This is a genomic window from Methylocystis sp. H62, assembly GCF_015709515.1.
Lineage (GTDB): Bacteria > Pseudomonadota > Alphaproteobacteria > Rhizobiales > Beijerinckiaceae > Methylocystis.
The window spans coordinates 319524-340412 of sequence record NZ_JADNQZ010000059.1 but is presented as its reverse complement, the minus strand read 5'-3'; the positions used below and the strand labels follow the sequence as shown (position 1 = coordinate 340412).

Annotated in this window: 16 protein-coding genes and 1 tRNA gene; 9 read left to right on the top strand and 8 right to left on the bottom strand. The window is 63.6% G+C overall.

Annotated elements, in window-relative coordinates; translation table 11 throughout:
- Positions 1-5: 5 nt before the first annotated feature.
- The 3 genes from IYY11_RS20975 to IYY11_RS20965 form a co-directional block, all read right to left on the bottom strand.
- Positions 6-209, bottom strand: a complete 204-nt coding sequence (locus tag IYY11_RS20975; RefSeq protein WP_018407613.1) for a hypothetical protein — start codon at positions 207-209, stop codon at positions 6-8.
- A 159-nt stretch (positions 210-368) separates the two neighbouring features.
- Positions 369-439, bottom strand: a tRNA-Cys gene (locus IYY11_RS20970).
- A gap of 93 nt (positions 440-532) precedes the next feature.
- Positions 533-1018, bottom strand: a complete 486-nt coding sequence (locus IYY11_RS20965; protein ID WP_196405658.1) for a cupin domain-containing protein — start codon at positions 1016-1018, stop codon at positions 533-535.
- 109 nt (positions 1019-1127) lie between these two features.
- Here IYY11_RS20965 and topA point away from each other — a divergent pair, with 109 nt between their 5' ends.
- Both topA and rnr read left to right on the top strand, forming a co-directional pair.
- On the top strand, positions 1128-4052 hold the full coding sequence (topA, locus tag IYY11_RS20960; protein ID WP_196405657.1) for a type I DNA topoisomerase: 2925 nt from the start codon (positions 1128-1130) through the stop codon (positions 4050-4052).
- Between the two features lie 142 nt (positions 4053-4194).
- Entirely contained in the window at positions 4195-6456 is a 2262-nt protein-coding gene (rnr, locus tag IYY11_RS20955; RefSeq protein ID WP_196405656.1) for a ribonuclease R, read from the top strand.
- Between the two features lie 185 nt (positions 6457-6641).
- Here the strand turns inward: rnr and IYY11_RS20950 are convergent, their stop codons facing one another.
- Positions 6642-7340, bottom strand: a complete 699-nt coding sequence (locus IYY11_RS20950) for a hypothetical protein (protein WP_196405655.1) — start codon at positions 7338-7340, stop codon at positions 6642-6644.
- Positions 7341-7453: 113 nt separating this feature from the next.
- Positions 7454-8440: a hypothetical protein gene (locus IYY11_RS20945; protein ID WP_196405654.1), complete on the bottom strand. Its 987-nt coding sequence runs from the start codon at positions 8438-8440 to the stop codon at positions 7454-7456.
- Positions 8441-8809: 369 nt separating this feature from the next.
- On the opposite strand from IYY11_RS20945, the gene rpmG reads away from it, so the two are divergent.
- From rpmG to IYY11_RS20920, 5 genes are all read left to right on the top strand, one after another.
- Complete coding sequence (rpmG, locus tag IYY11_RS20940; protein WP_014892635.1) at positions 8810-8977, top strand: 50S ribosomal protein L33; 168 nt, start codon at positions 8810-8812, stop codon at positions 8975-8977.
- 477 nt (positions 8978-9454) lie between these two features.
- Positions 9455-9868: a hypothetical protein gene (locus tag IYY11_RS20935; RefSeq protein ID WP_109024824.1), complete on the top strand. Its 414-nt coding sequence runs from the start codon at positions 9455-9457 to the stop codon at positions 9866-9868.
- A 4-nt stretch (positions 9869-9872) separates the two neighbouring features.
- Positions 9873-10619, top strand: coding sequence for a 3-deoxy-manno-octulosonate cytidylyltransferase (locus IYY11_RS20930; protein WP_196405653.1), 747 nt, complete (start codon positions 9873-9875; stop codon positions 10617-10619).
- Positions 10616-11479 (top strand): prephenate dehydratase, encoded by an 864-nt coding sequence (locus IYY11_RS20925; RefSeq protein ID WP_196405652.1) that lies wholly within the window; start codon positions 10616-10618, stop codon positions 11477-11479. The genes IYY11_RS20930 and IYY11_RS20925 overlap by 4 nt, the downstream gene beginning before the upstream one ends.
- Positions 11480-11646: 167 nt before the next feature.
- A complete protein-coding gene (locus tag IYY11_RS20920; protein WP_196405651.1) occupies positions 11647-12081 on the top strand; it encodes an HIT family protein in 435 nt (144 codons plus the stop codon).
- An 82-nt stretch (positions 12082-12163) separates the two neighbouring features.
- Here the strand turns inward: IYY11_RS20920 and IYY11_RS20915 are convergent, their stop codons facing one another.
- Together IYY11_RS20915 and IYY11_RS20910 are read right to left on the bottom strand one after the other, a co-directional pair.
- Positions 12164-13744: a DEAD/DEAH box helicase gene (locus IYY11_RS20915; protein WP_196405650.1), complete on the bottom strand. Its 1581-nt coding sequence runs from the start codon at positions 13742-13744 to the stop codon at positions 12164-12166.
- A 240-nt stretch (positions 13745-13984) separates the two neighbouring features.
- Positions 13985-14341, bottom strand: coding sequence for a hypothetical protein (locus tag IYY11_RS20910; protein WP_196405649.1), 357 nt, complete (start codon positions 14339-14341; stop codon positions 13985-13987).
- Between the two features lie 267 nt (positions 14342-14608).
- Here IYY11_RS20910 and clpS point away from each other — a divergent pair, with 267 nt between their 5' ends.
- The gene (gene clpS, locus IYY11_RS20905) at positions 14609-14965 is read left to right on the top strand and encodes an ATP-dependent Clp protease adapter ClpS (protein WP_196405648.1); all 357 of its coding nucleotides are present in this window, start codon (positions 14609-14611) and stop codon (positions 14963-14965) included.
- 9 nt (positions 14966-14974) lie between these two features.
- Positions 14975-17413, top strand: a complete 2439-nt coding sequence (gene clpA / locus IYY11_RS20900) for an ATP-dependent Clp protease ATP-binding subunit ClpA (protein WP_196405647.1) — start codon at positions 14975-14977, stop codon at positions 17411-17413.
- A 97-nt stretch (positions 17414-17510) separates the two neighbouring features.
- Here the strand turns inward: clpA and uvrA are convergent, their stop codons facing one another.
- Entirely contained in the window at positions 17511-20546 is a 3036-nt protein-coding gene (uvrA, locus tag IYY11_RS20895; protein ID WP_196405646.1) for an excinuclease ABC subunit UvrA, read from the bottom strand.
- Positions 20547-20889 lie beyond the last annotated feature (343 nt).

The window sequence follows — 20889 nt, the reverse complement described above, 5'->3', positions numbered from 1 at the left end:
AGCGGTCACCAGACTTTCAAAAACCCCAAAAAGCCTCTCTTGAGCTTCTTGCGGTCGAGCGCGCTGAGTTCGTCGTAGACGCGGCGCGCCGAGGCCCGCAATTCCAGAAGCCTGTCGTCTGAGACGTCGAAATCAAGCACGGCGGATTTCAACTCGCGGCGCGCCTGGTCCAGCCGCGCCTGCGCATCCGCAATCAACGCATTCAGCATCGTTACCCTCTTCGATGTGATGTCGCCCCAACTATACCGCAACTGCGAAGAAAACGAACCCAAATGCAGCGCGTATTGACCGCGCGGCCCGCTTCTTCTGCGCTATCGTTAAGTGCGCGCCTTCAAATTATGGCGCCAAATTCTCGTGTGAGAAAGGCGAGGCCTCGGAGGGAATCGAACCCCCGTACAAGGATTTGCAGTCCTCTGCGTAGCCACTCCGCCACGAGGCCTTGGCACGGCGTGCGCCGCGTGCGACCGCTCATACAGGAGGGCGTCATGGCGAGCAAGCCAGTCGCACGAGCCAAGTCGCGCGCGTCCGCGCATCAATAGGGACGGCCGTCCTTGTGCGTCATGATCCAGTGCCCGTCCGGGCCGAGCGCTGCGGCGAGGTCGTCGTCGGGATAGGTCGCCGCGTCGCCTGCCGACCGGTCGCCAATTTCCAGATAGACGACGTCGCCATCGGTTCTGTTGACGAGGCAGTGGGCTGCGCCCTGCGCGGGGAAGCCCGCGCACATGCCGGCGCGCAGGAGGATCTCTTCATCGTCGCGCAGCAGCGTCGGCTCTCCCTCCAGGATAAAGACGAATTCGTCCTGCCGGCTGTGGCGATGCTTCAGCGCGGACTGCGCGCCGGGGGCGAGCGTCGTGAGATTGACGCCAAAATTGGTCAGGCCAAAAAAGTCGCCAAGCGACCGTTTCTCGCGGCCGCGAACCCGCGCCGAGAACGGGTCGGGGTAGCTCGAGCGCTTGGCGCGAGGGGCGACATCCGTCGCCTCGACTGCGGCTGAAACGGACCTGATCGGCTTTTCCATGGCGCAGCTTTCCTTCAGGCCCCTGGACTAGCCAATTTGACAGGGGGCGCCCATTTTGACCATCTTCCGCCGCTCGCCAAGCCGGCGCGCCTCCTGGAATGATCATGAGATGAATGTCGTTATCGTCGAATCGGCGGCCAAAGCGCAGACGATCAACAAATATTTAGGCAAGAACTTCAATGTGTTGGCCTGCTACGGCCATGTTCGCGACCTTCCCGCCAAGGACGGATCGGTCGACCCCGACCAGGATTTTCTCATGGTCTGGGAAATGGACGCCAAGGGCGCAAAGCGCGTCGCCGCCATCGCCGAGGCGGTGAAGGGCGCCGACAAAGTCATCCTCGCGACCGACCCCGACCGCGAGGGCGAGGCCATCTCCTGGCACTTGCTCGACATTTTGAACAAGAAGCGCGTGCTCAAGGATAAGAAGATTGAGCGCGTGGTCTTCAATGCGGTCACCAAGTCGGCGATCCAAGAGGCGATGGCGCATCCGCGCGAGATCGATCAGGCGCTGGTCGACGCCTATCTCGCCCGCCGCGCGCTCGACTATCTCGTGGGCTTCACCCTATCGCCGGTGCTGTGGCGCAAGCTCCCCGGCGCCCGTTCGGCCGGCCGCGTGCAGTCCGTCTCGCTTCGCCTCGTCTGCGACCGCGAGCTCGAAATCGAAAAATTCGTCGCACGCGAATATTGGTCGCTCGTCGCCCATCTGAAGACCAAGGCGGGCGAACCCTTTACGGCCCGCCTGGTCGGCGCCGACGGCAAGAAGATTTCGCGGCTCGACATCGGCGCGGGCCAGGAGGCCGAGGACTTCAAGAAGGCGCTGGAGACCGCCGCCTTCGTTGTCCGCTCGGTCGAAGCAAAGCCGGTGAAGCGCCACCCTTACGCGCCCTTCACGACCTCCACCCTGCAGCAGGAGGCCTCGCGAAAGCTCGGGCTGGCGCCGGCGATCACCATGCGCATCGCCCAGCGGCTCTATGAAGGCGTCGACATCGGCGGCGAGACGGCGGGTCTCATTACTTATATGCGAACCGACGGCGTCGACATGGCGCCCGAGGCGGTCGCGAGCGTGCGCGGCGTGATTGGAAAGACATACGGCGACCGTTTCGTTCCCAAGGTTCCGCGCAAATATACGACGAAGGCCAAGAACGCGCAGGAAGCTCACGAGGCGATCCGCCCGACCGACCCGGCGCGATTGCCCAAGGACGTGGCCAAATATCTCGAACCCGAACAGGCCAAGCTCTATGAGCTGATCTGGACGCGCACCATCGCCAGCCAGATGGAGTCGGCCGAGATGGAGCGAACCACCGTCGACATCGACGCCAAAGCCGGCGCCCACGCGCTGGAGCTGCGCGCGACGGGTCAGGTCGTTCGTTTCCCGGGCTTCCTCGAGCTCTATCAGGAAGGCCGCGACGACGGCGAGGACGAGGACGGCGGTCGCCTGCCGGCGATGGCGCAAGGCGAAACGTGCACGCGCGAAAAAATCGACGCCACCCAGCATTTCACCGAGCCGCCGCCGCGTTTCACCGAGGCGACGCTGGTCAAGCGCATGGAGGAGCTCGGCATCGGGCGCCCGTCGACCTACGCCTCGACGCTCGCCGTGCTGCGCGACCGCGACTATGTGCGGATCGACAAGAAGCGCCTCGTGCCCGAGGACAAGGGACGCCTCGTCGTCGCCTTCCTCGAAAGCTTCTTCTCGCGCTACGTCGAATTCGACTTCACCGCGGACCTCGAAGAAAAGCTCGATCTCGTCTCCAATAATGAGATCGACTGGAAGCAGGTGCTGCGGGACTTCTGGAAAGATTTCTCGGCGGCCGTCGACGGCACCAAGGATCTGCGCGTCAGCGAGGTGCTCGACAGCCTCAACGAACTGCTGGGTCCACACGTCTTCCCGGCGAAGGAAGACGGAGGCGATCCGCGGCTCTGCCCCGCCTGCAACAGCGGTCAGCTCTCGCTCAAGATCGGCAAGTTCGGCGCCTTCGTCGGCTGCTCCAACTATCCCGAATGCCGCTACACGCGCACCCTGTCGCCGCCGACGGGCGACGCCGCCGATGCGGCGAGACCGGGCGTGAAGGTCCTGGGCGTCAATCCCGAGACGGGCGCGGAGGTCACCCTGCGGGATGGCCGCTTCGGCGCCTATGTGCAGGAAGGCGAGCAGGAAGAAGGCGGCGAAAAGCCCAAACGCGCGTCGCTCCCCAAAAGCATCAGGCCTGACGATCTGACGCTGATGCAGGCCATCGCCCTGCTCGCGCTGCCGCGCGAAGTCGCGAAACATCCGACGAGCGGCGAACCCATCGTCGCCGGCATCGGGCGCTTCGGGCCCTATGTCCAGCACGGCAAGACCTACGCCAATATCGGCCGCGACGACGACGTGCTGAGCATTGGCGCCAACCGCGCCATCGATCTCATCGTGCAGAAGGAGTCGGGCGGCGGGGGCTCCCGCTTCTCGCGCGGGTCCTCGGAGCCGGCGCGCGTGCTCGGCGATCACCCTCAAGGCGGTTCGGTGACCGTCAAGGCTGGCCGTTTTGGTCCTTATGTAAACTGGGGCAAGATCAATGCGACGATCCCGCGCGCCATCGATCAGGCGTCGCTGACGCTCGAACAGGCGCTCGAGCTTCTCGCCGAAAAGGCTGCCGGCGGCGGCGGCGCGACGGGCGGCGGGGGACGCTTGCTCGGCGAGCATCCCGAGGGCGGCAAGGTCACGGTGCGCCCCGGCCGCTTTGGCGCATACGTCAACTGGGGCAAGATCAACGCGACGCTGGCCAAGGGCGCTTCGGCCGAGGACGTGACTCTCGAAGAGGCCCTGCAACTGATCGAAGCCAAGGGCGGCGCGCCGAAGAAATCGGCGAAAAAAGCGCCGGCCAAGAAAGCAGCCGGTAAGAAAACGCCGACCAACGCCAAGAAGAAAATCGAAGACAGCGATGAGGCGCCATTCGACGAGTCCCAGCCGGTAAAGGTCGCCGGGACGGTCGCAAAGAAACCTGCGGCCAAGAAGGCGCCCGCCAAAAAGCTGGCGACGAAAAAAGCTGCGGCGAAGTAGAGGAACGCGCTCTCGAATTCGCCGAGCTTGAAGCAGCGTTTCAACTTTGCCGCCGGCGTCCTATATGTGTGATGCCGAGTTCGGTTGAAGCGCACGCCCGCCGCGTCGAACGGCGATTTTCTTGCCTCTATTGAGCGAGCCCTTGGCGAAAGACGACACAGCAAAACACACGCCCTCTCGCGAAGACATCCTGGCCTTCATCACCCGCGAAACCGAGGCGGGCGGCCCGCGCAAGATCGGCGTGCGCGAAATCGCCCGCGCCTTCGGCGTCGCCGGCGACGACCGCATCGCCGTCAAGCGGTTGCTCGCCGAGATGGCGGACGAGGGCCTCCTGGAAAAGCGCGGCAAGCGCGTGAACCGCAAGGGGACGCTGCCGCCAGTTGCGCTCGTCGACATCATCGCGCGCGACCGCGACGGCGAGATGATCGCCGCGCCGGTCGAATGGGACGAGGACGAGCTGGGCCCGGCCCCTCGCATCCGCATCCACGCGCCGCGCCACGCCCGGCCGGGGGAGCCCCTGCCCGGCGTCGGCGATCGCGCGCTGGTGCGCGCCGAGCCCGACCGCGACGCCGGACCAAACGAGCCGCCCTATGTCGGACGCGTCGTCAAACTCCTCTCGCGCCAGCGGCAACGCGTGCTCGGCGTGCTGCATATCGAAGCGAATGGCGCCGGCCGTATCCAGCCGATCGACAAGAAGCAGGCCGGACGCGAACTCGCCGTCGCGGCGGCCGACCTCGGCGTCGGCAAGCACGGCGACCTCGTCTCGGTCGATCTCGTCGGCAAGACGCGCTTTGGCGCGCCGCGCTCCCGCGTGCGCGAAACGCTCGGCTCGGTGACGGGCGAAAAAGCGGTGAGCCTCATCGCGCTGCGGGCGCATGACATTCCCGACGTGTTTCGCGCCGAGGCGACAACGGAGGCCGAGCGCGCGCAGCCCGCGTCTCTGCACGGCCGCGAAGACTGGCGCGATCTGCCGCTTGTCACGATCGATCCGCCGGACGCCAAGGACCACGACGACGCGGTGCACGCCGCGCTCGACAGCGCGCCGGATAATGACGGCGGCTTCGTCCTGACGGTCGCGATCGCCGACGTGGCGCATTATGTGACGCCGCGCTCGGCGCTCGACCGCGACGCCTTGGAGCGGGGCAATTCGGTCTATTTCCCCGACCGCGTCGTGCCGATGCTGCCCGAGCGCATCTCCAACGACCTGTGCTCACTGCGGCCCAATGAAGATCGGCCGGCGCTCGCCGTGCGCATGCGCGTCACCAGCAAGGGCAGGAAGATCGATCACAGTTTTCATCGCGTGATGATGCGCTCGCACGCCAAGCTCGCCTATGCGCAGGCGCAGGACGCGATCGAGGGCCGCACGGATGAAACCACGAAGCCGCTGCTCGCCCCGGTGCTGCAAACGCTTTACGCCGCGCATGAAGCGCTGCGGCACGCCCGCAATCTGCGCGCGCCGCTCGATCTCGATCTGCCCGAACGCAAGATCCTGTTGAAGACAGACGGCACCTTCGACCGCGTCATCATTCCGCCGCGGCTCGAAGCGCATCGGCTGATCGAAGAATTCATGATTCTGGCGAATGTCGCGGCGGCCGAAACCTTGGAGCAGCATCGCCAGCAGCTGATCTATCGCGCCCATGACGAACCTTCGCGCGAAAAGGTCACGGCGCTTTCGGAATTTCTTGCGACGATCGGCGTCAAGCTCGCCAAGGGCCAGGCGCTGCGCCCCGCGCATTTCAATGTGATCCTGGGTCGCGTGAAGGGCCTGGAGCACGAGAACATCGTCAACGAGATCATTCTGCGCACGCAGGCGCAGGCGGAATATACGCATGAAAATTACGGGCACTTCGGCCTCAATCTGCGCCGCTACGCGCATTTCACCTCGCCGATTCGTCGCTACGCCGATTTGATCGTGCATCGCGCGCTCATTCGCGCACTGAAATTCGGCGAAGGCGCCTTGCCGGAGATGCCGGTCGGCGAACTCGCGGAGATCGCCGCCCGCATCTCGGCCGCCGAGCGACGCGCGATGGCGGCGGAGCGCGAGACCGTCGATCGGCTCATCGCGCATCATCTCGCCGACCAGATCGGCGCGCGCTTTCAGGCGCGCATTTCCGGCGTCACGAGATCCGGTCTGTTCGTGCGCCTCGCCGAGACAGGCGCCGATGGATTCGTGCCGGCGGCGACGCTGGGCCGTGAATATTACGCCTATGACGAGGCGGCGCATGCGCTCACCTCGCGCTCCGGCGTCAGCTACCGGCTGGCGGATATTATAGAAGTGAAGCTGATCGAGGCGGCGCCGATCGCCGGCGCCCTGCGCTTCGAGGTGGTGAGCGGCGGCGAACGCCGCGCCCCGCCGCCGCGGGCGAAAAAGGAACGTGAGCGGAAGCCCGCGCGCCGCAAATGATAGTCTGATACGGGTCCGGCTGATGAGTTCGCTTGGACCGCGGTCATTCCCGACAGGCCGAAGGCCTGATCGGGAATCCGGAGCCGATTCCAAGAACGCTGGTTTGCTCTGGATCGATCGCGCGCTTTGCGCGCGTCGGGAATGACAGGCGAGCCGTTCAAAGAGATGCGTATCACGGTCAAGGCTTATGTTTGCCCGAGAATCCCTCTCTCAATTTCGCGCCAAACGTCGTTGCGCTTTTCAAAAATTACCACCGTGTGGGTAAGTTCGAGGGGCAAGGGCGTCACCCTGCCATCGGGCCATCGTCTGAATTGCCTTACTACAACATTTTCTATGAACGCCGCCTTGCGAAATCTGGTGTCGAAAACCGGAAATGTATACTCTATCCGCACAAAGTACGGAGAATAAGGAGAATCTTCGATCTCACGCTTATCCAGCGATTTGGTTTTGTTCTCGAATACTTCGCGCCACTCTTCCAATTTCTCCTTATCCTCTTCCTCGGTGCACAAAGCATCGGGCTGCAGACCTTCCGGATCGAATATTTTCATGACCTCATAGAAGCCAGAAGGGTTTTCCGCGGCCAGTCCCGCCAGCGCCCTGATCCCGAAGAATTTGCGCGAGTATCCCTCCGGAATGCTCCCCCATCTCCATCTCGCCGAATAGAAGCAGCGCCGCACTGAATTGCGAGCCACTTTAGGGTGCATGACTCCATAAGCGCGAAAGAGCGCGATCGCCTCCTTCACAACCCGCTCCTCTGACTTCTCCGCCAGAGCGACGCCTGAAAACAATATCCCGGCGAGCGCCAAAGCGGTCGCGATAAGATGTTTGAATCTCAACGTGGCCTCCATCGAAAAAGTTGAATTCACGCCTTCGAGAAAACGCAAAAGCCCCGCCGCTAACGATCGGCGGGGCTGCCATTGTATCCGCAGCTGCCAGCGGGCGCGCCGCGCCCTCCAATGATTCTACGCGAGCGAAAAGCCGATAGGCCCGGCGCGCTTCACGCGCCCCTCGCGCAGATGAAGACCTGTCGGCGACGGCCCCAGCACTCGCCGCTTCGATAGACCTTGCCGAGGCTGCGGCCGCCGAGGCTCGCCGTCCACGTCCGTCCATGATCTTGCGTCAGAACGACCGCGTCGTCTCCGGCGTTGAGCGTCAGCGTTGAGCGCCTGGGCTGGCGGAGCATGCAGCTGCGCTCGAAGAGAACCCGTCCATCGATCTTGACGAAGCATTTTGCGCGGCGGCCTTCGTCCGCGGGCTCGTCCTCGCGCTGGCTTTCGCGCGCCGCGGTCCGTGCCGCTGGCGCCGCGTCGTCCGGCGCCGCCGTCGCGGCCGCATCAACTGGCGGCGCGTCGTCGAAGGCGGTGTTCGGCAGCGCCGCGCCGAGCGGCGGAACCGTCGCCGCGCCGAGCGTTGACGTGGCGGCGGGAACGACGGCTTTTTGGGGCGGCGCCAGCGGCTCGGGCAAGGGCTCCGACGCGGCCTGGGCCTCCAGAAGCCGCTGCTTTAGCTCCTTGGAGTCGGGCGTCGACGGCGTCGGAGGCGCAATTGAGTCCGGCGGGGCGCTAAGCGCCGAGGATGACGCGACGTCGGCGGCTTGCGCCGCCTCGGTCACGGACGCCGGCGCCGGCTGCTCGATCCGCACAGGCGTCGTCGGCGTTTCGACCTGACGCAGCGTCGCGCCATCGGCGCGCGGCGCGCCTCTCGAGGCGAATTGTGCGACGAAGCCGCCGCCTCCGAGCAGGATGGCCCCGGCGACGACATAAAACCAGACCGGCGCTCTAATTGACGCGGCGCCCTGGACCGCGCGCCACGCGCCAGCGACGTCGCTCGAAAAATCCTTGATCCAGCCCATCGCGCGCGTGTTGCGGAAGGGCCTCTCCAAGCTTTCCAGCTCGCTTAAAAGGCGCCGCTTCTCTTGAAGTATCCGCCGTTCAAAATTCTCCAACTCCGCGACTTTGCGCCGCTTTTCGAGTGTTACGCTCATACTACTCACTCCAAGCGCGTTCGCGTGAAGGCGAAGGAAGCACTTCTTCACGTCGATACATGCAGGCGCTGCGCTCGACGACGCGCGTGCGCATCGGCTGCTTACGAGATATTTCTCCCCGCCCGAGTATTGCCGCGCAATTCGCCGAAGTCGTCCCGGCCCTACGCTGCTCCTCTTGTGGATTAACCAACAAAATTATGGCTGTTCTTTGCCGTATCCTCTTGACGAGGCGCGAATCGCGCTGGACTCAGGCTGGCCCGGCGCGCCTTCTTGACATCGTTCGCGCCGCACGTATGTTGCCGGCCAATTCGCTCCCGGCGCGCTCAGCTACCGGGACGATTTCATTTCTCTGATAGACTGGGATGAGCAATGGCCAAGTCCGCCATGATCAAGATCAAGCTCCTGTCCACGGCGGATACGGGCTATTTCTACGTGACCAAGAAGAACGCGCGCACGAAGACGGAAAAGCTCGTTTTCAAGAAATACGATCCCGTCGTGCGCAAGCACGTGGAATTCAAGGAAACCAAGATCAAGTAAGCGCGCGCGGACAAAGGCGCGCGCGCCTTGCCAAGGCGTTCGTCACAATCGCTGGTCTAGCCGGAAGGAGCGTCGCCGCAAGGGACGCTTCCAAACTTTATTGGCTGCAAACTTATTGGCTGGATGAGGAACCGCTTTGGGGAAGGCGGCCGACTGACGATGGCTTCAAGGAGGCCACTCCAACCACCGCCAGTCGGCCAACCCCACGGACCCAGGAGATGCGGCGGACCTGAGCACTCCGCAGGGTATTCAAAGTTGTGCCGAATACGCATCAAACGCTTACGCACGCCATGGGTCTTGTTGCAGGCCCTTCGACGCCGCCAGACGCGCAACTCATTTGGCGCACTCACGTTACTCCGGCTGCACAAAAATGCAACTATCTGATATGAATTTTCACAGACGCGGAGTTGTGAAGCGTTTGTGCAACAGCGTAACAAATAACATCGCGCTGCGATGAACGCGGCGCCGGAGGAATAGATGACATCTCGATTCCGCTTTGTTCTCGGGCTTGTGGCCGGCGTCTCAATCACCCTGACGCTTTCCGCTTGCGGCGACCATATGCCCGGCGACGCCACGGGCGCGAAGGTTTTGCGCAATCTTCTGGAGAAGAACGGCGTGGACGCCAAGCTCGTGTCCTTCAAGAAGGTGCAGGGCCGCGAAGTGAAGCGCGAGAACGTCGACGCATACGAATTGATGTATGAGGCTGAAATTCTGTTTCCCGAGGGTTTCGAAGCCAAATGCGCCGATGAGCGCGAGCGCGGAACATGCGCCTTTCTCGGCCTCGACAACGACCGGACATTCACCAAGGCGGAAGTGCACACAAGCGAAGGCACGCTGCATTTCGTGAAGAGCGAAAAGGGCTGGATGGCCGAGGATAGCAACGCCTATTAGCGCCGTGCAGGCGCTCGCGCCGATCGTCATCATTCCGGCGCGTCTACGCTCGACGCGTCTGCCCGGCAAGGCGCTCGCCGACATCGACGGTCGGCCCATGATCGTCCACGTCTGGGAGCGCGCATGCGCCGCAGCGCTCGGACCTGTCGTGGTCGCGACCGACTCTCCCGAGATCGCGCGGGCGATCGAGTCGGTCGGCGGACACGCGGCGCTCACCTGCGGCGCTCACGCCTGCGGCAGCGACCGTATCGGCGAAGTCTTGCGGGCGCTCGACCCACAGGGCCGGCATGGCGCCGTCGTCAATCTGCAAGGCGACCAGCCCTTGCTTCCTGAGGGGGCGCTTGAAGCGGCGCTCGCGCTTCTCGACGATCCGGCCGTCGACATCGGCACCCTCGCCTGCCCGGCGCGCGCCGAAGACGCCGGCGATCCCAACGCCGTCAAGCTCGTGGGAACTCCGCTCGCGCCTGGGCGGGTTCGCGCGCTTTACTTCACCCGAGCGCCCGCCCCCCATGGCGACGGGCCACGATTGAAGCACATCGGCGTCTACGCCTTTCGCCGCGCCGCTCTGGAACGATTCGTCTCGCTGCCGCCCTCCCCGCTTGAACGGCGCGAAGGGCTTGAGCAGCTGCGCGGGCTTGAGGCCGGCATGCGCATCGACGCCGCGCTGCTGGACAAAGGCGCCCCATCGGTGGATACGGAACGCGATTTGACCGCGCTGCGCGCCGCGGCGCGCGAACAGGACCCGAAGTGACGCAATATATCGCCTATCAGGGAGAGCCGGGCGCGAATTCCGACCTCGTCTGCCGTCAGGCCTTTCCGCAACTGACGCCGCTTCCTTGCGCGAGCTTTGAGGACGCCTTCGCGTCGGTGACCGAGGGGCGCGCCGCGCTTGGCATGATCCCGATCGAAAATTCGATCGCCGGACGCGTCGCGGACATTCACCATTTCCTGCCGCATTCCGGTTTGCATATCCTCGGCGAGCACTTCCTGCCGATCCATTTTCATCTGATGGCGCCCAGAGGCGCGACGCGGCAGGGGCTCAAGAGCGTCTACAGCCATGTCCATGCGCTCGGTCAGTGCCGACGCGCGATCCGCGAACTCGGCCTCGCGGCGCATACCGCCGGCGACACCGCCGGCGCCGCGCGCGAAGTGGCCGAATGGGGCGATCCGACGAAGGCCGCGATCGCGCCGCGACTCGCCGCCGACATTTACGATCTCGACGTGCTGGCGGAGAATATCGAGGACGAGGCGCATAACACGACGCGCTTCATCGTGCTGTCGAAGACCAGGCAATGGGCGTCGCCGAACGCCGGTTCGACCATCACCACCTTCATCTTTCGCGTGCGCAACGTGCCGGCCGCGCTCTACAAGGCGCTCGGCGGCTTCGCGACGAATGGCGTCAACATGACCAAGCTCGAAAGCTACATGGTTGACGGCGAATTCGCCGCGACGCGCTTTCTCGCCGACGCCGACGGACATCCCGAACAGCCGGCGATGGCGCGGGCGCTCGAAGAACTGCAGTTCTTCTCCAAGGAAGTGGAGATTCTCGGCGTCTATCCCGCGAGCGAATTCCGCCTCACCAATATCCGCGCCTTCGCCTTTGGGGATTGACAGGCCTCAAGCGCAATTGCTTTCCTTGCCGGCCTTCTTCAGCGGAAACGGGACTGTCGCCCCAAGCGACGCTTCGTTCGCGCCATGAGCGACGTCCTTCGAGACGCAAGCGCCCGTCGAAACGGCCAAAATGATTTTAAGGAGCAAGCGCTCGAAGGGAACAGCCAATGGCCGTCGCCTATGACCCCAACAATATTTTCGGCAAGATTCTGCGCGGAGAAATCCCCGCGCATAAGGTCTTTGAGGACGACGTCTCGCTCGCGTTCATGGACATCATGCCGCGCGCCGAGGGCCATGTTCTGGTCGTTCCAAAGGAAGGCGTGCGCGGACTCCTCGACGTCTCGCCGGAAACGCTCGGCGAATTGATGAAGCGCGTGCAGCATGTCGCGAAGGCGATCGAAAAGGCGTTTGCGGCGGACGGCCTGACGCTGCATCAATTCAACGAAAGCGCCGGCGGACAGGTGATCTATCACCTGCACTTCCACCTGCTGCCGCGTTGGGAGGGTGTCGCCTTGCGGCCTCCGGGGACCATGGCCGAGGACGCAAAGCTCGCTGAACAGGCGGAGAAAATTCGCGCCGCCATGGCGCCTTTCGAAGGATGAGGCCGCCGCGGCGACGGCTTGCCTGATCGGGCAAGCCTTTGACCAGGCGAGCCTTTGACCAGACGAACCTTGCCGAAAAAACCTATTCTTCGCCGACCTTCGCCGGCCTCAGCGCCACCGGGCGCAGCAGGAAGGACGGCACATGGTCGCCCAGTCCAATGACAGGGGGCCCATCGTCTTCATGATGGCGCGGACGGCGTTCACGCCCCTCTGCGGCCGGCGGCCCCGCCGGCGCCCCATAGGCCGGAGTCCGGAGACCTTCTCCCTCGGCCTTGGCGCGGCCGCCGCGCGGCCGGCCCATGCTGACCGGCGTTTCGCGTTCGGGCCGGCGGCTGACCGGCGCTTCGCGTTCGGCGGCGGCTGGACGGCGGCGGCTGACGGGCGCTTCGCGCTCGGCGGCGGCGGCGGAGCGGCGGTTGACGGACGCTTCCCGGTCGGCGGGCGCGGCTGGCCGGCGGCCGCGCTCCCGGCGGGGTCCGCGTTCGTCGCGCTCGCCGCGGCGCTCTTGCGGGCTCGTCTCCATGGGCGGCGGCAAGGCGTCGAAGCCCGGCCCCTCCCAGTCGATTGCCTTGCCGATCAGGCTCTGGATCTGATCGATGTATTTCATGTCGTCGCCGGTGACGAGCGTGATCGCCACGCCCGACCGGCCGGCGCGGCCGGTGCGGCCGATCCGGTGCACGTAATCCTCGCTGTGCGTCGGGACGTCGAAGTTGAGCACATGGCTCACGTCCGGAATGTCTAGGCCGCGGGCCGCCACATCCGAGCACACGATCAGCGACACATCGCCATTCTTGAACGCGTCGAGCGAGGCCATGCGCGCCAGCTGATCCATGTCGCCGTGCAGGGCGCCGGCGGAAAAGCCATGCTTGACGAGCGAGCGATGAAGGGTCGCGACGTCGCGCTTGCGGTTGCAGAAGATGATCGCGTTCTTGAAGTTATCGGCGTCGCGAATGAGCTTGCGCAACGTCTCACGCTTGTCGGCGTGCCCCCGCGAGGCGACGAGAACTTGCCGGATCGTGGTCGCCGTCGACGCGGCGCGCGAGACTTCGCAACGGATCGGGTTATGCAGAAAGGCTTCGGTCAGCCGCGTGATTTCAGGCGGCATGGTCGCAGAGAAGAAGAGCGTCTGCCGCGTGAACGGCACCAGCTTGCAGACGCGTTCGATGTCGGGAATGAAGCCCATGTCGAGCATACGGTCGGCCTCGTCGATGACGAGAATTTCGATGCCCGTGAGCAGCAGCTTGCCGCGATCGAAGAAGTCGAGAAGGCGGCCCGGCGTCGCGATCAGCACGTCGGCCCCGCGCATGATTTTGGTTTCCTGCTCGCCGAAGGCGACGCCGCCGATCAGCAGCGCGACGTTGAGACGATGGTTCTTGCCGTATTTGGCGAAGCTTGCTTCGACCTGCGCGGCGAGTTCGCGCGTCGGCTCGAGAATAAGCGTCCTCGGCATTCTGGCCCGGGCGCGGCCGCTTTCGAGACGGCTCAGCATCGGCAGGGTGAAGGCGGCGGTCTTGCCGGTGCCCGTTTGGGCGATGCCGAGAATGTCGCGCCCCTGCAAGGCGGGTGGAATGGCCTGCGCCTGAATGGGCGTGGGGGTCGTATAGCCGGACGTTTGGACGGCTGCGAGAACCTTTTGGGAAAGGCCCAGTACTTCGAATGTCATTAATTATCCTGAATTACGGCTCGCATATGCGGAAATTCCGCTTGCGCGCCAGCCGTAAAGAAGCGCGCGTGGATTGTTGAGAGAAGTCGCCGTCGTCGCCGCAACAGCTATTTGGCCCGCCGACGGTCCGCCGCAAAGAAGCGCGGGCGATAGCCACGGGAATGCTTTACGGGCAATTGCCGAATTGTCAATAAATATATGCGCAAGGCGTCGCGCGCGCGAGGGCTGGCCGCAAAAAAACTAATGATCGGCGATTTCGCCAGCTTCGCCGCAAGGCGTCAACGCCTTCCGCCCTTTGCGCCTGTCTGGGATCGTACCTGTCGGCAAACGGTCGATGTCGGCCTCGCGTTGTCCTGTCGGCGGCGGCGCCTCGGTTTGCGGCGCCGCCTTGGCAAGACCGGGCAGATCGGTTTCTGCTCCCCGGGAAAAGCCTGCGGGCGCCAGCGCTTCGGGAGGCTCAAACATATTTGAGAGCAGCTTGGCGCCGAGCACGCTGCACAAACAAGCGGCGATCGACAGCGCCGCAAGACTCCAAACACCCGCCGGAAGGCCGGCGCGGCGGTGGCTTAAACGGCGATGCTCGAGGGGTCGACGCACTTGAATGCCTGAAGGTTAGCGGTGTGACGCTAATCTTGCGTAGGTAAATTTTTTATTGATGCGACTTTCGACAAAACTCGGCGACGGCGCGTCGCGCGACCCCTTGCCAAGCCGGTGGGAAAGCTCAAAACTAGCGATGTTCTTGATTTCCCTCATCGTGGAAATGGCCCAGATTCTGCGAGTCGACCCTAAAAGAACCACTGTGCCGACCTACATGAAAAGGATCGAAAGGGTGAAGACGTGGCGGCGGAGGATTTAACGCGAGCGATGGCGGCCAATGGGCCGCGAGCGGCCAAAGAGCCGCGCAAGGGAGGCGACGTCGGTCCCGGGGCCGGAACCGCGCTCGTCACTCGAACGCGTCCTCAGACGCGCAAGCCTAATATGTATCGGGTGCTTTTGTTGAATGACGACTACACGACGCAGGAGTTCGTGGTGATCGTGCTGCGGAAATATTTCAACAAATCCGTGGAGGAAGCCACGCGCATCATGCTCCACGTCCACAATCACGGCGTCGGCGAATGCGGCGTCTACACCTACGAGGTCGCTGAGACCAAAGTCACCCAGGTCATGGATTTTGCAAGGAAGCATCAGCATCCTCTGCAATGCATCATGGAAAAGAAATAGGACGAGCGCATGCCGACCTTCTCGCGCAATCTCAAGCAGACCCTCGACCGTGCGCTCGCGTCCGCCCGCGAGCGGCGCCATGAATATGCGACGCTCGAGCACCTGCTGCTGAGCCTCGTCGAGGACGTCGACGCATCGGCGGTGCTCCGCGCCTGTTCCGTGGATCTCGACGTGCTAACGAAGAATTTGCGCGACTACATCGATCGAGAGCTCGACAACCTCGTCAATGAAGACGCGGATGAATGCAAGCCGACCGCCGGGTTCCAGCGGGTCGTGCAGCGGGCGATTATCAGCGTTCAATCGTCCGGCCGCGAAGACGTCAGCGGCGCCAATGTTCTTGTCGCGCTGTTCGCCGAGCGCGAAAGCCACGCCGTCTATTTCCTGCAGGAGCAGGACATGACGCGCTATGACGCGGTCAATTTCATCAGCCATGGCATCGCCAAGCGTCCGGGGCTTTCGGACGCCAGCCGGAGTCCGCGCGGCGTCGAGGAAGATGGCGAGCGCAGCGAAGGCCGCGAGGGCCGCGACGGCGAGAGCCGCAAGAAGGAAGGCGCGCTCGAGGCCTATTGCGTCAATCTCAACAGGAAGGCGCGCGACGGCCGCATCGACCCGCTGATCGGCCGCGAGCCGGAAGTGCTGCGCACGATTCAGGTCCTGTGCCGCCGGCAAAAGAATAATCCCCTGCTCGTCGGCGATCCCGGCGTCGGCAAGACCGCGATCGCCGAAGGCCTCGCGCGTAAGATTGTTTCGAACGAAGTGCCGGAGGTTCTCGCCGGCGCGACGGTGTTCGCGCTCGACATGGGCGCGCTGCTCGCCGGCACGCGCTATCGCGGCGACTTCGAAGAGCGCCTGAAGCAGGTCGTGAAGGAAATCGAGAATCACAAGAACGCGATCCTCTTCATCGACGAGATCCATACGGTGATTGGCGCGGGCGCCACCTCGGGCGGCGCGATGGACGCCTCGAACCTTCTGAAGCCCGCCCTGGCGCAGGGCGTTCTGCGCTGCATCGGCTCGACGACCTACAAGGAATACCGGCAGTATTTCGAGAAGGACCGCGCGCTCGTTCGCCGCTTCCAGAAGATCGACGTCAACGAACCCTCGATCCCCGACGCGATCGAAATCGTGAAGGGGCTCAAGCCCTATTTCGAGGAGTTCCATAAGATCCGCTACACCAACGACGCGCTGAAGGCGGCGGTGGAGCTCTCGGCGCGTTACATTCATGACCGCAAGCTGCCGGACAAGGCGATCGACGTGATCGACGAAACCGGCGCGGCGCAGATGCTGGTCGCGGAAAACAAACGCAAAAAGACCATCGGACTGAAAGAGATCGAAACGACGATCGCCACCATGGCGCGCGTGCCGCCGAAGACCGTCTCCAAGGACGACGCCGAAGTTCTCGCGCATCTCGACGAGACGCTGCGGCGCGTCGTCTATGGGCAGGATAAGGCGATCTCGGCGCTGACGTCGGCGATCAAGCTCGCGCGGGCGGGCCTGCGCGATCAAGAGAAGCCGATCGGCTGCTATCTCTTCTCCGGACCGACCGGCGTCGGCAAGACGGAAGCCGCGCGCCAACTCGCGACATCGCTCGGCATCGAACTCGTGCGCTTCGACATGTCGGAATATATGGAGCGTCATACGGTGAGCCGGTTGATCGGCGCGCCTCCCGGCTATGTCGGCTTCGATCAGGGCGGACTGCTGACCGACGCCATCGACCAGCATCCGCATTGCGTGCTGCTGCTCGACGAAATCGAGAAGGCGCATCCCGATCTCTACAACATCCTGCTGCAGGTGATGGACCACGGGAAGCTGACCGACCATAACGGCAAGACCATCGACTTCCGCAACGTCATCCTCATCATGACGACGAATGCGGGCGCGCAGGATCTTGCCCGCACGCCGATCGGCTTCACGCGCACGCGCCGCGATCTCGACGACAGCGAGGCGATCAATCGGCTCTTCGCGCCGGAGTTCCGCAATCGTCTCGACGCCATCGTGCCTTTCGGTCATCTGCCGGTCGACGTCATCAAGCGCGTCGTCGACAAATTCATCATGCAGCTCGAAGCGCAGCTTGCCGACCGCAACGTCACGATCGAGCTCACCGACGAAGCGCGCAGCTGGCTCGTCGAGCACGGCTATGACGAAGCCATGGGCGCCCGACCGATGTCGCGGGTCATTCACCAGCACATCAAGACGCCGCTCGCCGACGAGGTGCTGTTCGGCCGTCTGAAGAACGGCGGCGCCGTGCGCGTCGTCGTCGTCGGCGACGATAGCGGAACGAAGTCGCTGGGCTTCGTCTTCCCGGAGGGACCGGTGTTGCCGCGGCCTGAGCGCGATATCTTCGAGGCCGGCAAGAAGCGCGCGGCGGAGGAAGCCGCATCCGGAGATGATTCGGCGATTCGCAGCGCCGAAGCGGAACGCGACGAACGTCCGGCGCCGCTGAAGAGCTAAACGCCTAACGGGCGCGCGCACAACAAACATGGGCCGCTTCGCATGCGCTGCGAGGCGGCCTTTTTTTTGAGGAGAAGACGTGGCCGCGACGGGCTTTTTAAACCGTTCGCGCTTTCTTGGGTTTCGCCGGCGCGGTCGCCGCCACGGAGGGTTTGCGCGCCATCGCTTCAGCGAGATAGCGCCCGGTGTGGCTGCGCGTTTCCTTGATGATCTGAGACGGCGGTCCGGTCGCGACGATTTCGCCGCCGCCGTCGCCGCCCTCCGGCCCCATGTCGATGATCCAGTCCGCCGTCTTGATGACTTCGAGATTGTGCTCGATCACGACCACCGTATTGCCCTGTTCGACAAGCTCATGCAGCACTTCGAGCAGCTTGGCGACGTCGTGGAAATGCAGACCCGTCGTCGGCTCGTCGAGAATATACAGCGTGCGGCCTGTGGAGCGGCGCGACAGCTCCTTGGAGAGCTTGACGCGCTGGGCCTCGCCGCCCGACAGCGTCGTCGCCTGCTGGCCGACATGGATGTAGTCGAGGCCGACGCGTTTTAAGGTTTCCATCTTGTCGCGGATCGAGGGCACCGCCTTGAACAGAGTCGCCGCCTCCTCCACCGTCATGTCGAGCACGTCGGCGATGGATTTTTCGCGATATTTCACTTCGAGCGTCTCGCGATCGTAACGCTTGCCCTTGCACACGTCGCAGGTGACGTACACGTCCGGGAGAAAGTGCATCTCGATCTTGATGACGCCGTCGCCCTGGCAGGCTTCGCAGCGGCCGCCCTTGACGTTGAAGGAGAAGCGTCCCGGCGCATAGCCGCGCGTCTTCGCCTCGGGGAGGCCCGCGAACCATTCGCGAATAGGCGTGAACGCGCCGGTATAGGTCGCCGGATTGGAGCGCGGCGTGCGGCCGATCGGCGACTGGTCGATGTCGATGATCTTGTCGATCTGTTCCAGGCCTTCGAGGCGATCGAAGGGCGCCGGGTGCTCATGCGCGCCGGAGAGCCGCCGCGCCACGGCCTTGTAGAGCGTTTCGATGACCAGCGTCGACTTGCCGCCGCCCGAGACGCCGGTGACGCAAGTGAAGAGGCCGAGCGGCACTTCCGCCGTGACGTCCTTAAGATTGTTGCCGCGCGCGCCAAAGAGCTTGAGCCAGCGCCCTGCCGTCGGCTTGCGCAGCTTGTGACGAAGAATCACCTGCTTTTCGCCGGTCAGATATTGCCCGGTGAGCGAAGCGGGATCGTCCATGATCTCCTGCGGCGTCCCTTGCGCGACGATTTTGCCGCCGTGAATGCCGGCGCCGGGCCCGACATCGACGACGTAGTCCGCGGCGAGAATCGCGTCCTCGTCGTGCTCGACGACGATGACGCTGTTGCCGAGATTGCGCAGCCGCCGCAGCGTGTCGAGCAGACGGTCATTGTCGCGCTGATGCAGCCCGATCGACGGTTCATCCAGCACATAGAGCACGCCGGTCAGTCCCGAGCCGATCTGCGACGCCAGACGAATCCGCTGGCTTTCGCCGCCCGACAGCGAGCCTGAATTGCGCGACAGCGTCAGATAGTCGAGGCCGACGTCGACGAGAAAATTTAGCCGGTCGCGAATCTCCTTCAAGATGCGGAAGGCGATTTCATTGCGCTTCTTGTCGAGCGCGTCGGGCAGCGCGCGAAACCAGTCGAGCGCGGCGCGCACGGAAAGCTCCGAGACTTCGCCGATATGTTTGCGCGCGACTTTGACGGCGAGCGCTTCGGGCTTCAACCGAAAGCCTTCGCAGGCGAGACAGGGCGTCGCCGACATATAGCGGCCGATCTCGTCGCGCGCCCATTCGCTGTCGGTTTCAAGATAGCGCCGCTCGAGATTGATGACGACGCCTTCGAAGGGCTTCTTCACGTCATAGGCGCGAAAGCCGTCGTCATAGGAAAAGCGGATCTCCTCCTCGCCCGAACCGTAGAGAATGACGTTTCGCGCCTTGTCGGAAAGCGTCTCCCACGAGACGTCGAGCCGAAACTTGTAATGCTTGCCGAGCGCTTCGAGCGTCTGCTGATAATAGGGCGAGGTCGATTTCGCCCAGGGCGCGATCGCGCCTTTGCGCAGCGTCAGCTTCGGATTCGGGGCGACGAGGTCGGCGTCGACCTTCTGCTCATGGCCGATGCCGCCGCAGACCGGACAGGCGCCGAAGGGATTGTTGAAGGAAAACAGCCGCGGCTCGATCTCCGGGATGGTGAAGCCCGACACCGGACAAGCGAATTTCGACGAAAAGACGATGTGGCCGGGCGCGTAATGGGTAGAGACATTGGCGACGGCGGTCGGCATGTCGGCAATCGGCAGTCGGTCGTCATCCCTAGACCGCCCACTGCCGACTGCCGACTGCCGATCAGCGAATTCGACGACGGCGAGGCCGCCCGACAAATCGAGCGCGGTCTCAAAGCTGTCGGCCAATCTCGCGCTCATATCGGGACGCACGACGATTCGATCGACCACGACATCGATGTCGTGCTTCAATTTCTTGTCGAGCGCCGGCACGTCAGCGATCTCATGATAGGCGCCGTCGATCTTGAGGCGCTGGAAGCCTTTCTTCGTATATTCGGCGATCTCCTTTCGGTATTCGCCTTTGCGGCCACGCACGACCGGCGCGAGCAGATAGAGCCGCGAGCCTTCCGGAAGCGCCAGCACGCGATCGACCATCTGCGAGACGGTCTGGCTCTCGATCGGCAGTCCTGTCGCCGGCGAATAGGGCACGCCGACGCGGGCCCAGAGCAGACGCATATAGTCGTGAATCTCGGTGACCGTGCCGACGGTCGAGCGTGGATTTTTGGATGTCGTCTTCTGTTCGATGGAGATCGCCGGCGACAGCCCGTCGATCTGATCGACGTCGGGCTTCTGCATGATCTCCAGAAATTGCCGCGCATAGGCCGACAGCGATTCGACATAGCGGCGCTGGCCTTCAGCATAGATGGTGTCGAAGGCGAGCGACGATTTCCCGGAGCCTGACAGGCCGGTGAACACCACCAGCTTGTCGCGCGGGATCGTCAGATCGACGTTCTTGAGATTATGTTCGCGCGCGCCGCGTATCGAGATGGATTTAGAGTCTGCGCTGGAGTTTATTGATGCGCCCGCTCGCGCGTCCTTTTGCTTGATGATCGCCATTCATAAAGGCCGGAAGGAGAGTGGAAGCGTCATTTAGGCGCTGAGCAAGGCAAATGCCACGCGCCGCCGCATAAATCCATCGGAACGCCTATCCGATGCACGATCAGCTCCCTTGCATGCCGGCCTTGATATCGCGCCCGCATAGCGATATCATTGATATCAAACGCGGAGGCAGGCGTGCCTGACATTCTGTTGAGAGACGTTCCCCCGGAAATGAAGCGCCAGATCGAGGATCTAGCGCACGGGCATAAGCGCAGCATTTCGAGCCAGGCCAAATTATTGCTCGAACGCGCTTTATCACAGGCTGTCCGGCCAGAGCGCGCCCGAGCGACTGGAGGACTTG